The 13449-nt window shown below is 36.5% G+C and carries 13 protein-coding genes and 5 pseudogenes; all 18 read right to left on the bottom strand.

What is annotated here, in order from left to right:
- Window positions 1–364 (bottom strand): annotated as a pseudogene (locus tag JCM21531_RS22925) (FtsK/SpoIIIE domain-containing protein); the annotation flags it as partial.
- Window positions 361–2391, bottom strand: a complete 2031-nt coding sequence (locus tag JCM21531_RS22920; protein ID WP_243467820.1) for an FtsK/SpoIIIE domain-containing protein — start codon at window positions 2389–2391, stop codon at window positions 361–363. The pseudogene JCM21531_RS22925 and the gene JCM21531_RS22920, both read right to left, overlap by 4 nt.
- Before the next feature lie 89 nt (window positions 2392–2480).
- On the bottom strand, window positions 2481–3191 hold the full coding sequence (locus tag JCM21531_RS22915) for a hypothetical protein (protein WP_243467819.1): 711 nt from the start codon (window positions 3189–3191) through the stop codon (window positions 2481–2483).
- Between the two features lie 23 nt (window positions 3192–3214).
- On the bottom strand, window positions 3215–4594 hold the full coding sequence (locus JCM21531_RS15695; RefSeq protein WP_038291245.1) for a hypothetical protein: 1380 nt from the start codon (window positions 4592–4594) through the stop codon (window positions 3215–3217).
- 93 nt (window positions 4595–4687) lie between these two features.
- Entirely contained in the window at window positions 4688–4987 is a 300-nt protein-coding gene (locus JCM21531_RS15690; RefSeq protein WP_038291244.1) for a hypothetical protein, read from the bottom strand.
- Window positions 4988–5004: 17 nt separating this feature from the next.
- The gene (locus tag JCM21531_RS15685; RefSeq protein WP_038291243.1) at window positions 5005–5334 is read right to left on the bottom strand and encodes a hypothetical protein; all 330 of its coding nucleotides are present in this window, start codon (window positions 5332–5334) and stop codon (window positions 5005–5007) included.
- 18 nt (window positions 5335–5352) lie between these two features.
- Window positions 5353–5673 (bottom strand): hypothetical protein, encoded by a 321-nt coding sequence (locus JCM21531_RS15680; RefSeq protein WP_038291242.1) that lies wholly within the window; start codon window positions 5671–5673, stop codon window positions 5353–5355.
- 2 nt (window positions 5674–5675) lie between these two features.
- A complete protein-coding gene (locus JCM21531_RS15675) occupies window positions 5676–7193 on the bottom strand; it encodes a tetratricopeptide repeat protein (protein WP_038291240.1) in 1518 nt (505 codons plus the stop codon).
- 455 nt (window positions 7194–7648) lie between these two features.
- On the bottom strand, window positions 7649–8218 hold the full coding sequence (locus JCM21531_RS15670; protein ID WP_038291238.1) for a coiled-coil domain-containing protein: 570 nt from the start codon (window positions 8216–8218) through the stop codon (window positions 7649–7651).
- Between the two features lie 236 nt (window positions 8219–8454).
- A pseudogene (locus JCM21531_RS24650) lies at window positions 8455–8667 on the bottom strand (Imm42 family immunity protein); the annotation flags it as partial.
- A gap of 149 nt (window positions 8668–8816) precedes the next feature.
- Window positions 8817–9395: a hypothetical protein gene (locus tag JCM21531_RS15665; protein WP_038291236.1), complete on the bottom strand. Its 579-nt coding sequence runs from the start codon at window positions 9393–9395 to the stop codon at window positions 8817–8819.
- Between the two features lie 104 nt (window positions 9396–9499).
- Window positions 9500–9742: a hypothetical protein gene (locus tag JCM21531_RS15660; protein WP_020457947.1), complete on the bottom strand. Its 243-nt coding sequence runs from the start codon at window positions 9740–9742 to the stop codon at window positions 9500–9502.
- Window positions 9739–10020 carry a TNT domain-containing protein gene (locus JCM21531_RS22910; RefSeq protein ID WP_243467821.1) on the bottom strand — a complete coding sequence of 94 codons (282 nt, stop codon included), beginning with the start codon at window positions 10018–10020 and terminating at the stop codon, window positions 9739–9741. Before JCM21531_RS22910 ends, JCM21531_RS15660 begins: the two co-directional genes overlap by 4 nt.
- An 84-nt stretch (window positions 10021–10104) precedes the next feature.
- Window positions 10105–11010: pseudogene (locus JCM21531_RS15655) on the bottom strand (HINT domain-containing protein); the annotation flags it as partial.
- Window positions 11011–11024: 14 nt separating this feature from the next.
- Window positions 11025–11795: pseudogene (locus tag JCM21531_RS22905) on the bottom strand (transposase family protein); the annotation flags it as partial.
- A 212-nt stretch (window positions 11796–12007) separates the two neighbouring features.
- Entirely contained in the window at window positions 12008–12391 is a 384-nt protein-coding gene (locus JCM21531_RS15645; RefSeq protein WP_003514070.1) for a hypothetical protein, read from the bottom strand.
- 24 nt (window positions 12392–12415) lie between these two features.
- Window positions 12416–13096: pseudogene (locus tag JCM21531_RS24930) on the bottom strand (polymorphic toxin-type HINT domain-containing protein); the annotation flags it as partial.
- Entirely contained in the window at window positions 13038–13181 is a 144-nt protein-coding gene (locus JCM21531_RS19190; RefSeq protein ID WP_023062624.1) for a hypothetical protein, read from the bottom strand. The pseudogene JCM21531_RS24930 and the gene JCM21531_RS19190, both read right to left, overlap by 59 nt.
- Window positions 13182–13449: the final 268 nt, after the last annotated feature.

Below are 13449 nucleotides of genomic sequence, written 5' to 3'. Positions count from 1 at the left end.
ATTTAGTCTCATCAAAAATTTTCTCCGGAAGCGGCGGTAAAAATATTTGACGCGGCTTTTCCATGTCTCTGCTTATTTCAATTATTGTGTTGCATATATATCTTAGCTGGGTATCATGTTCATTAATGTTTTCATTCTTTTTCTTTTCTCTTTCATTATCTTTTCTGGATGAATAAAAATCCGTATTAAATCTGCCTGAATTCGGAACCTGCGTAACCACCACCGGAGGTTCAATGTTCAGGTTTTTGTTGGCACCGGTATAGGCTGACTGGAAATATTCAAATCTTGTACCCGTACCAACAAGCAAATATGCACGACCGTTCAGAGGCATTGTCGGTGCAGCCGCAGCCGGACTATCTATCATTCTTTCGACGCCTGCTTGGTTGCAACTCTAAGGCATATCCTTGCTTTGGAGTTTAGCCTGATATCATCGGTAATTGCACCTTCAATATTCTGAGAAATAAGAATAATATGAAAGCCCAAAGTTCGTCCGACACGTGCAATCGTAGTAATCTCAGCGATAAAGTCCGTATCGCTGCTTTCGCTTGAAAATCGCTTAAGCTCAGTAAACTCATCAACTACCAAAATAAGGTGGGATAGATAAGAAAACTCCTCCAAATCCTTGTTTAACGCTTTAAGCTGCTTGTCATTAAGCTTTCTTTTCAACTTTTCAATTGTTTCTTGCGCACCGGGCTTGCCTTCCAATTCTTTTATCTGCCTGATAATACGGAGCGCACGAATATACGCGTCAATATTATCAACGCCCAGGCTTGAAAGCACCAGCTTACGCCTCTTTATCTCCGCATTAAGAGATTCAAGGAAGCGTTTTAGCATATATGCCGCAGAAGTTCCTTCTTCCTCACCGGCAGTGTCTGTTACAACCCCGACGCAATGAGGCAAATCCCCCAACCGGTCGGAGAAGCCTCCTCCTTTCATATCAACAAGTATCAGGTTTAAATCCATAGGAGAAAACTTCATGCACAAACCAATCAACAAGGTTATTATTGTCTCGGATTTTCCCGAACCTGTCATTCCGGCGACAAGCATATGCGGTCCGTCCGCTTTTTCATGCAGATCAAGATATATGGGACCATGTTCGTGTTTCCCTATTGGTACGCCAAGGCTTCGGGTAACATCATTTTTCTCTATGTCTTTCCAGTTTTCCAGTATGCTTTTCTTCACTTCACCTTTTTGAACTTTTTCCGAATCGTAGCCATAAAGTTCAAACAAGGTAACCATTGACGGCACCTTACCGTTTTCAGCAATTCTTGTATAATAAATGGCACTTAACTGCTTGAACGCACGATCGAATTTTTCTTTATACTTTTCCGCATTGAATATGTAATCATTTTGAAAATGCTTATATTCAATTAATTTATCTGTGTCATTGGCTTTGGATGTGTCATCTTCTCCCTCGCTTAAAACATTCAGAGTTTCTCTGCTTAAAATATTATAACGCAAGCTGCATCTTCTGGTATTCGGATTGTCTTTGTGAATTTCAACAATATTACCGCAATATTTAGGCAGTTTATCCTTCACAGGCTGTATGAAAATGAAAGTAAGCCCGTCGGAGTTAACATAAGGTTCCCCTTCTTTGGGTACCTCCGGCAGAAACTTTGAAAAACCGGTTTCTTTAATGTTGTAGTCGTAAAAGACAATACAGACAATTTGAGTTAACTTTTGATTTGGATTTACGGCCTCATTTTTGTCGTTGTTTGATTTAACACGCTCGTTCATCGCGCTAAGAAGCTGACCGAAAACGACACCGGCACTTCCCTTGTCAAACACAAACTGGGAAATCCCATCAAAAAGTTCGTTGGCATGAGGCAAATATTTATAGTTTTGCAGAATTTCATTTTGCTTCGCAGGGTCATTTTCCGGTTCGAAGAAAAACACAAACTGTAAATCCTCCGGCGAATGATAATATGAAAGTTCAAATATAATATGCTGAATGAAATTCCTTGAGGTTTGAATGTCTTCGGAAATTACCCCCAAAGCACCGCAAGACTTCAAATCCAGCAACAGCGGCGGTTTGCTTCCGTCATCGCTTCTTAAATATTTAAAACCGATATCGCCATCCTTATTGGCAAAATTATAAGCCAAATCTGTAAGCAGAAACTTATTCTTATCTTCCTCCGCCCTTTCAGCAGGTGATAACTGTTTGCGTCTTTTTTCGTCCTTCTTTGACGGAATCAGTATTTCTATCCTGTCACCGATTTTTTTGTAGTATATATCGTAAAATATATGGTCTTTTTTCTCGCTTTTTATCTCAAACAGAGGCTTAACCTCATCCGACATTCCAAGGGATACAACCATAAAGTCTTTATCATTCTGTGAACGTGAAAAAATGCTGCTGTGAATTTCAGCAGTATTCTTAAACAGTGTATCCATGTTTGGATATACACTGTTTAGGTATTTTATATCGCTTTTTTGCCACTCTTTTATTCTATTAATTATTCTATGAATGTAATTTTCATAATTTACCTCCCAAACCTTAACATCCTTTTATAATTGTTTCTTTGCTTCATAAAATTATATGTAGAAGTTACAAGAGCAACCACTCCCATGGCTGCAGACAACAAAAGCATAGTATTTCCCATGCTTGCTGCTCTCGGCGCAAACAAAATAATAAGATAGCGGGCCATTAACATTCCACCGGTGGATAAAAGAGTAGGAATAATTATATCCATAAAGGAGGACTTATCTTTCTTCGGCATTTCACCGGGCGGAATAATTTCAATTACCGAAGGCTCAATAACATTTAAACGCCTCGTGCTTATATTGTATTCCAGGGAATTTCCGGATTTTAATATATAACTTCTTTCATTTTTGTCAAATAACGGTGAAGGCACAACTTTAGTATCGGTTGTAAACAAAATACAACTTGACGTTACAAATCCAAGTTCGTCCAATTTTTTATTAAATATTTTTGTGCCGTCAACCCCTTCTGTAAAGTCAATAACGTTAAAATCCCCTTTTGAATTGTATAATACTTGTAATTCTTTGCGGGTTTTTAAATATTCATCAACAAGATTAAAGTGCTTTTCATACCCCTTTGCTTTTTTCAACCCGTAGTATATAGCTTCAATAAGTGCTTTAAGAGTAATATCTTTTATGACAAGGAAAGACAACTCATCAGAAAAATCATCGCTTTCAAATTTTACGGAAATCATAATCTCATTGTTTTTCATAGGTCTTTTCCTTCCAAAGCTCCTTAATTTTCATTCTTTTTTGCCAGCAATAGCTGCTCTAATTCTTCATAAACATCAGGAACATCTATAACAACTCTGTGCGGCAACCCGACAGCTTTGTTTTCAATCTTTTCTAACGAACCGGCATTAATACTCGGCGGTACAACAGCTACAGCATCAAAAACAATATCCGGCTTTGTTATTTCCATTCGCTTAAAGTCCTTTGTTACAATATCTACTTTTGCAACTACCGGTAAATCATGGTTTTTATGCTCAGGTTTTTCAAAAGGTTTTATATTGCTGTCCAATTTGGCAATTGACGGTAAAACCGGAGCCTGAAGTTCTGTTTTTTCAAAACCCTGTAATTTCCATTCCGATCTTTTAACTTCCGGTAAAGCAGAAGACTGAACTTTGGGCTGTAAAAAGGACATTCTTTGGATATCAAGTTTGGATTTTCTAGGCAATTCCACCTTGTTTAATTCCGTTTTCTTAAACTTACCGACATTTGCATTCGGTTTTACAACTACCGGTATTTCAGCATTAGATTTCTCAGGTTTTTTAAATGCTATTTCAACTTTAGATATATTGAATAATTCAGGTAAACTTGTCTGAATCGTTTTTCCATTTTTGGAATAATTAACATCGACATAGGGCTTGGCTACCTTAGGCAGCACAGTATCTCTCTGTTCTGGCTTTTTGAAGTCTTTTACCTCTGCAAGACAAACGCACACTTGAGGTAAACTATATGAAGATTTTTCCGGCATAACAAAAGGATTTAAATCTATATTTGGCACAAAAACATCCGGTATACCTGCTTTTATGTCAGAAGAATTAAAACTTGCCGCTTCAAATGAAAAATCTGTTGGAGTCTCAGGTTTTATGACAGCCGGCAAATTCGGTTTAACTTCTGCCGTCCCTTTGTAAGACTTATTCACAATGCTTATCTTTGGAACCACAGGCAAATCAGTATATTCTTTTTCTACCTTCTTAAAGTGTGCCTCAGGAACAACCGGTTTGTTAACGTATAGTAATTGCGGCTCAATACTTTCCTCTTTTTTTGTGTATTTAATATTGAAATCCACCGGTTTTGAAATTTCAGGCAAATCAGGCACAATTGGCTCTCCGGATTCAAACGGTTTAATTTGCAGCTTGGGCTTCACTACCGGCTCACATTCAGACATTGTGTATTTCGGACTAACATAAGGCTTAATTTCAATTCCTTCTATGACCGTAATTGATTTTAATTTAGGTTCATATGGCGAAATACGGACATTTTCATAAGCCTCAAGTTGTTCAACAAAAGCAACCCTCTGTTGGTATATAGCAAATTCTTTTTCATATCGTTTTCTCTGCTCATCGTCAAGTAAAGCTATTTCCTCATCGCTAAGTATTCTAAACGCCATAACGAACCGCCCCTTTCATACAAAAAAATCCAATTACAGCCCTAACCACACCGTCAGTAATGGTTAGGGCTAATCTAATCTCATTATGTATAATTAGCCGTTACTTATGCTATCCGCCAATTGTTTATCAACATCCTCAAAGTTTTGCCTGTTGGCTTCAAGCAAATCGGCCATACCACTAAGTGCAGCCGGCAACTGCTCATATACAAACTCTTTTACTTTGGAATTAATTAAAGCATCAAGCGCGTCTTTTGTTTCGCCTTCCATCTGGCTAAGGGCATTATTTAAATTTGAAATAAACGCATCGCCAGCCTTTTCATATTCACCGGCAATTCTTCTAATCTCACTTATCGAATCAAGCACGCCTGCGTTAACTATTCTACAACCAGCCATTATCTATCCCTCCTTATTTATTGCTGCTGTCTGTTTTGTGTTCCAAGTTGATCGTCCAAAGCGTTTTCGCCCGGTATAGCTTTTAATATTCCATCCATAATATCATTCAATGTAGTCAGCAGACCGCCCAAGCCTTCGCCAATAGCAGGTATAATAACATTGTCATAGAAATATTTGAAACCGTCCGCCGCACTGCCGCTGAAACTGGTGGAAAGCAAAGTGTTGATTGCATTATCCAACTGTGACTTAAGGCCGTCTGTAGTTGTTTTGTACTCATCAATAACTCTCATCGCATTTTGCAACATCTCCGGTGTCATATGTACAGTACCTGTACTTCCCATTGCCATGGAATATCCCTCCTTAAATTAATCAAATTTAATACTTTCATTAAGCTGTTCAAATTTAATAAAAATATCTTTATAATAGCCTGTCCCGATTATCTGGGTTAGAGTATCGGAAACATGCTGAATTACAAGCAAAAGATCGTCAATAGGTTTAATCAGAACGTCTTCTGCAGTCATTTCAAGTTGTCTGCCTGCAGGAGTGTCTAATGCTGTTGTCATGTCTCTATACATTTGTTTAAGCTTTGTTTTAAGTGCCTCAGTTCTTTCTTTTAATGCTTTCATCTCAGATGATGCCGTATGAAAAGCCATATCATCAAGGACTATATCTTGTTTTAATCCCAATATTATTCACCTCCGGACTTCGCTTCTTTAATCTTTTCCATCAATGAATCCCTTACTTCCTTTGTTAAAAGGCCGCAAAGCTGTTCGGCTTCATCATACCGCCCAATGTCAATATAGCATTGGACGCGGAAAGTAACAGCCGTTAAATCCGTTGGATCTTTAATCATGGCGTTTCTAAAGAATTTGATTACCTCTTCATACTTTGACGTAAAATCGGGCAACCTAAGTTCCTTCATCGCATTCGCTTCAGCATATTTGCCCATGTAAATACTATATGTATTTTCACTGGTTTGCAATTTCCTGGCGTATTCAATGACCTTGTTAAAATCCTTCTTTACCGTATACGCTCCAACATAAAGCCTGTTTATCTGGTCTACATTATCAGAAGAATATTCAACTTTTTCGGATTTATCGAGTTTATATACTACTGTGTCGTCCTGTACATCATTTTGCAGTTCGTCTTCGATTACAGTCAGATAATCCCTGTTACCTTCTTCATCAGGTTCAATACTCTCAACCATTTCCTCAAATCCATAATCTCCAAACCGTTCCTCTATTTTTTGCCTGTCGGCTTCAATCATATCTTCGACGTCATACTCCGTCAGGGTAACAGGTTCGAAAGTTTTTACAATTACATCAAATCCGTTGTTATAAGCCCAAACGGGATTTTGTGCCGCGTTAAGACATTCAATGGTTCTGTCGGCATCTTCAAGCTGAAGATATATCTCAGCGGCGTTAATGTAACTTTCAATTACTTCTTTTACCGTCGGTTTTACTGTTTTTAAAGCTTCTTCAATTATGCCAAGAGCAGTTTCAAAATGCTTTTTATCATTATCTATTTTATATTTTTCAAGTTCAAGAGTCATGCAGTCAAAATAGAAATCCATCGTTGGCACTGCATATTTTTGCGCCCTCTCCAGCTCCTTCTGTGCATCATCCAAACGCTTTGCCTGAACCAACAGCTTGAATGCAATCTGGTAACCGGTATACTCAGACGGAGCAACCAGTTTAATTTGATTTGCTGTCATCAGCCCATTTCTAATATCGTTTTTAATACCGTATATAATGGCTTTACGCTTAAGAATGTCAACGTCAATACCAATAAGCTGTTCTGCTTTACTCAAGTTCACAAGGGCATCATCGTATCTTCCGATATCAAAACAAAGAATACCAAGCAAGTTGTAAAGCTGAACAAAATTTTCCGGGGAGCATCCCAACTCTTCAGCCTTGGCAAGGTTTTTCAAGGCATCGGAAAATTTTTCAGCAGAAGCCAAAGCAAAACCAATGTCATAATACCTGTTGCCGTTCCTCGGATCACTTTTGACAGCCATGCTGTAGTATTCAATGGCTTCATCATAACGGTCCAATGACATGCAAGCGTTTCCGGCACATTTATATGCGTCCGGGTTATCCGGCGCCAGTAATATTGCTTGTTTCGCCAATCTCAAAGCCGTTTCGTTTTCCTGGTTTAGAAAAGCCAGATGCGAATCGGCTATTATATCTTTTACATTTACATTCATAAGTTACCTCCGCAAAGTTCTTCCTCAATAGGGTAATCTTCCGCATGCAATATATAATCCAATCAAACCAAAGAAAAAAGCAACTTTTCTAATATATAAATAAATAATATAAAATCAGACTCTATTTTTTTGCATATCTTTTGTTCTTGTCTGCTAAGATTAAACCTGGTAGGGATAGTATCAAGATTTGATGTAAAATTCATCTCCCCAAATTATTCAGCATGTATTCCGACTCTTTGTCTTATCTTTATCTCAAGTAGGATTTCACTAAATTTTATGTGTGTTTTATTTATTTTCTGTCTAAATTCTATGCAGGATGCTGAAACCTGCTGTTAAAATAAAACATTTTTTTCCTTTAAACGCAATTTCCCCGCTTTAAATGAAAATTCCACAAAAACTCTAATCTCAAATTTTTTGCAAAACAATCTAATTGATATGTTATATCATATCATATGTTATACTGCTTGACTCATTTTTCTTCTATAGTATTCCATGTCATATGAAGCTTGCGTTTTAACAGATGTCCATTCTTGCAAACGGGACTGTGTAGCAGTTATTCTGCTATTTATTTCATTCAATTCATTTTCAGCTTGCTTTAATCGGTTTTTTAAATCTATAATTTTAGCTTCCAACTCACTTCTTTTTGCTTTAAGGTTTGTAAATATATCATTTATTGTTCGTTTTGTATTTGACATTTCATCGCCATAGACTTCATTTAAATTTTTATTAACTACATTGCTACACTCAATCATAGCAGTATAATTAACAGCCGCTTGGCCGGTTTTACTGGAAATATCCTGAACCCTATTGTTAAAATCCGTTTCACTCTTGATTATTTCTTTTACTTTTTGAAGAGCATCTTCATGGTTTTTAATATCAGTTTTCAACTGATTGATAAGATTAATTTTTTGCTGACGCTGCTTTTTCAAATCATCTATTTGATTTTGACAACTGGTAATCTCAGAACAAGCCTCATAATATCTGCTTTTTGCTCTTTCATAAAGATAGCTGTAATCTACTGCCACCGCTATCCCCCCTTAACTGCAAAAAACTTCCCATGTTAAACGTAACATATAACTTTCCATGCAATTCAATAAAATCTTACTCTACCTATACTTGCCAATATTATATTACATTTATGACTGAAAATCAAGAATTCATTCACGACCGCAAATTTCAGCCATTAGCAATGCCATTGTGTATAATTTGCGCCGGTTCAACCACCCAAAATTCAAAATTCAAAATTTAAAATTTAAAAAAATTAATAGCAATCGTTGTCAGCAAATGATTGCGGTGTTATATCAAAACGATAATCGTTATCAACATCTATGTCTTTCGGAAACGTCATATTATAAATTTCAGCAAATGCCTTATTTTTTTGCATACTATATAGTTCCTTATTAACAGTAACCTTTTTAAGATTTTTCTTAAGAAGCGGAACCTCATAACTTAGCGTTGATGTAACAATCTCTTTAGGGAAAAATTGCCGTCAATACAGAATATTAAAATACCGTTATCAAAAGTTCCATCATTATTCCATTCATTTACTTTTAATACAATAATCAGAAATTTGTATGGTCACCAAATATCATAATCACCATACCTTCCTTGGCAAACAAGAAGTCACTTTTTGTCATTTGCTTTGAATATTTCTATTATTTCATTACAAGTCTCCAACCATTTTATAGCAGCACTTTTATCAATAGCAACAATTCCAATCGGCCTGTAATTATTTAGAAAATCATCAAAAGTTTCATATTCTTTTTCATCATCAGGATAATCGCAATTCCATTTGTAGATAGGAGATATTTCAATATATATTTTATTTTGAACATTATAAATGATAGTTTCAATACCTATATGTGTCGGAGTTGACCAAAGGCTAAAATTTCGTGATGGATCAACAAGGCTTTGAGCATCAGTTGTCCACAATTTATTTACATAAATATTATAGTAATACCCAATCCCTTTATTTATATATTCGTTTTGAATCTGCAACTCAAAATTCAACGCTTTTTTCAGCTGATTTTTCAACGATGTTATCGCTTCTGTTGCAAAATCATCAACATATAAATCATATTCTATTTGTTCTTTTATATATTCTATTGACACAATATCAAATGGCTTTATATCCTCTTTTTTACATGGCAAATATATTCTTATGGATTGTATTTTGGAAATCTCCAAGTCAATTAAATGCATATTTTATCAGCTTCCCTCAGGCATAATCGGATGAGCTCCGTAAACCGAATCATGTATAGGTCATACCGGTTAAAACTTGTATGACCTATACAGATAACTTGTAATTATAATACGCCCATGTCCTTTAACATCTGAACTAATGAATTATAGAAATACTCGCATGCTTCACTTTCCGTTTCAAATATTTTTAATCCGGTCTTCTGAGCCCGTTCACTGTAATAAACTTCCCATCTATCCCCATTTTGATTGAGGCAATATGCTTCATTCGGCAAACCGCCGTCCAAAGAGTATGTATCTTTAGGTATATTGCTATCGGTCAACATTTTCCTTAAATCATTTTTATTCATCTTATGATCACCCTTTTTAGTATTCCTGCTTCCAACATTTCCTTAATTGACTGACTAAATTCATATTGTATTCCTCCACCGGGCTTGTCAAACCATGGTGCTATTTTGCCGCTTAGTGCTTCAACCGGCTTGACAACTTCATAGACATTATATGGTTTAGTTTCCGTTCCCGGTGCTAAAGAACGACAGTCATACGGCGTTCCCACAGGCGAAGCAAATGTACCTCCTTCATAGCCATACCTATCGATTCGCGTTCCCGGCTCCAACGTTACTTTCACCGGTTCACCGTCGAAGCCTCTATTTGGAGGCCATATTATATTTCCTTCTTCATCAACCCATTTATTAATCTTATTCGAACCATCATTATATTTTACATTATGAACCAGTACACCATTACAGCCAACATGATAAGTGTGAAAATCATCAACTTGAAAGTTGTAAACTTTGACAGGTTCATCTGTAATTTTAATTTTTTTGTCTTCCACCACCAAAACATTGCCTTTTGAATCTAGCAGCTTATCTCCTACTTGCAATTCTTTAGCTTCAACAAAACCTACATCTTTTGCATAAAACAGATGTTCAAAGGTTGTCTTGATTACATCTCCATTGATTGTCAAATGTAAAAGCTCCGTTGTCTCTCTCACATATGTCTCAAGCACCGTCTTTTCCGCTACTTCAAAAGTTTCAGGATTCGTCGCAATTACCTTGTCTCCTGCCTTGATATTCTCTATCGCAACCAAACCTGCCGCAGTTAATATCAGCGTGCCCGCAACAAAGCACTTCATTGTCGATGCCGCCCCGGCAGTGAAAACAGCCAGCGCGTTTACAGCAATCTGGAATCCGTTGTAAAGCGCGTTGGAATGCAGCTTCTGGTTAAATTCAACCAATGCGTTGGATGGATCAAACAACGATATTCCCATAGCCAGCATGTAAAATCCATCCATACCGAACGATAGTGCTGCAGTCACTTTTGACGTAACATTTATAGCTTTCCCCAGTGTGCTCATGCATTGGATGCCTTTACCTACTGCAGCTCCCAAAGCACCCAATCCGGCACATGCAGCTCCCGTTACCGCTCCGGAAATTGCTCCGCTTAAAGCGCCGTCCGCAAATCCTTCCAGGAACGAGCCTCCATTTATCGCAGAGACTATTCCTCCGACTGCTCCTCCTATCAATCCTCCAGCCAATGCTCCCCAGAATGCTCCTGCCAGTATGACTCCCAATATACCGCCTGTCAAAGCCACTGCTATTCCCAATCCTGCAATAACATCCAGTAACGACTACAGAACACATATTGTTTGCAGAAATACCCTATGGTATCTTCAATGCTCTCAAGTTCCAAGGTTTTCCTTTTATAAACCCTGAAAAACTCAAGAAAAGTATAGGCCATAAAGCCCATACTTCAGACAGGCTTTATTGAAGTTGATGATTCAACCTGGTTTTGTCAAACTCTAATGAGTTTTTATCGTACCGATAGCTCACTTCAATATTCCATCAGTTCTGGTAAAATTACACGACTGAATTTTATTCTTCCAATGGTATGATGCCTTTTATTAAATGCTTGAAACATCAATTTCCCTGACGTATACCAAATATCTACAAGTCAGTACATAATTTCTGCAACTGGCATGAATTCATCAATTGGCTGCATTGTTTGCTCCTGCTTATTCTTAAAAAGCTTCTTGACTTTTTTGTCAAAGAACTGTTTTCTAAGATAAAGTTTAAAGTTAAGTGGTAAGGAGCATTCAGAGATTTTATAACGGGAAGTAACTACACAATGGGACCACATAGTCTTACCACTACTGTGAGAATGATAATACTCGACGTCCTCGATTTTCTCAGTAGAATTATTTCTTTACTTAAAAAGTCATCCACTATGAGAAAACCTGCAGTTTCCGCAGAATACATTCTCACAAACAGTTTTAAGAGAATGACGTAAGCCTTGAATAGGCATTTAGAAATATTTTTGTTTCCTTTTCTGGTGGTTAGTATGCCTGACACCATTATTAGCCATATGGTTCTCCAAAGTTTTAGAAACTGGCAACTTTAGCATATTTATATAATTTATTACCTCCTGGCTTTGTTCTATTGTTCTATTATTATATCAGGCATAAGTTTGACCTCCGTGGAAATAGTTTTTTATCTGTAAATTTAAAACTAGCACATTTGGTCTACTCATGCTTTAAGTTTGCCATTTGTTGGTAGTACAATTTGTTACTTTTCAGTTCACAAGACTAATTATTACATGGTCTTTTAAATCACTTGCTATTTAATGTATAACGCTTTGTTAATATCTTTCAATTGAAAAAATATACCTTCTTCATTATACAAAGCTAAAGTGCCAAATTGCTGCGATATTTTTTCACAGAAATCCTTAGCCAAGAGAGAACTTCCGTCTTCACTGCTAATTTCTATAGCTATTTCTGTTTTGGCATCCTGAATTATATTATTTAGTTCAAATAATTCTTCATTATCAAGATTAAAACTTTCCCCGCGGTAATATAACCATATTGTAGAATCACCTGATTCTAAAACGCCTTGTTCTAAATTCCCTATGCTCTGTTTATATCCTCCCATATGTATTAAAAAATCGAAAAAATTTTCTTTTGATATTTTTTCTTTTAGAAATATTGAGATAATCGAAGACATTAATGGATACCCCCTGTTAATTGGTTAATTATTTCTTATAAATTTCAATAACTCATCCAAACTTTGAATAACTTTCACTCCAACAGCCTCAATACCCGGAATTTTTGTAGGTTTTAAATTAGGTGCAAACAAAATGACACCTTTATTATTTGGATTCATAGCAGAATCAAAATATTTTGCAAACTCACCAGGAACCTTAGAAGACTTTCCAGTAGTAACTTCGATTATGTACTTTGAGGTTTCAACATCAATTTCACCATATCTGCCGGAGGGTAAGTCAATCCTCTTTTGAAAACTCACAACATCATTTCCCAACTCTTTAACAACTTCGCCTTCTAGTCTCTTTCCAAGTTCAGGCGATTTTAATGCTTTTTCAATCTTTTTCTCTATTTGGGGCTCCAGCGCTTTATTTGTTCCCTTACCATAGTTGCTTGCATTTGCATTATGAACCAATATACCGTTATTACCAACATGATAAGTATAAAAATCATCTACGTGAAAGTTATAAACCTTAACAGGTTCATCTGTTGTCTCAAGCTTTTTCTCTTCTACCACCAAAACATTGCCTCTTGAATCAACTAACTTATCCCCTATCTGCAGTTTTCCCGCTTCAACAAAACCCACATCTTTTACATAAAACGGATGCTCAAAGGTTGTCTTGATTACCTCTCCATTGATTGTCAAATGCAAAAGCTCCGTCGTCTCTCAAATCCAGGCTTGATGCTGTCAGCATTCCGTTAATAAAATACAAGTTCACCACTTCACTGTCAATCCAAACCATTCCCAACATAAACTATTCCATTCTTTTGCAAGTTATATTAATGCAAAATATTTTTTTCATGTTCTCAGTTTGGCAAGATATCTATAAATAAAGTTATACACCATCCAAATCCTACACTCTTCATGTTGATATCTTTAGCTTTTTTATGCTGTTAACTCAGACTTAAAATCAATTACTGATTTTTTAAGCCGGCATTCAATTATTTTGCCACTATAACAATGTTATTGTTTCCATTCAACCGCTTCCTCTTTTTTATCATATTAACATTGATTATATT

The organism is Acetivibrio straminisolvens JCM 21531, from assembly GCF_000521465.1.
Classification (GTDB): Bacteria; Bacillota; Clostridia; order Acetivibrionales; family Acetivibrionaceae; genus Hungateiclostridium; species Hungateiclostridium straminisolvens.
The sequence above is the reverse complement of the archived record's forward strand: the minus strand, read 5'-3'. Positions and strand labels throughout refer to the sequence as shown.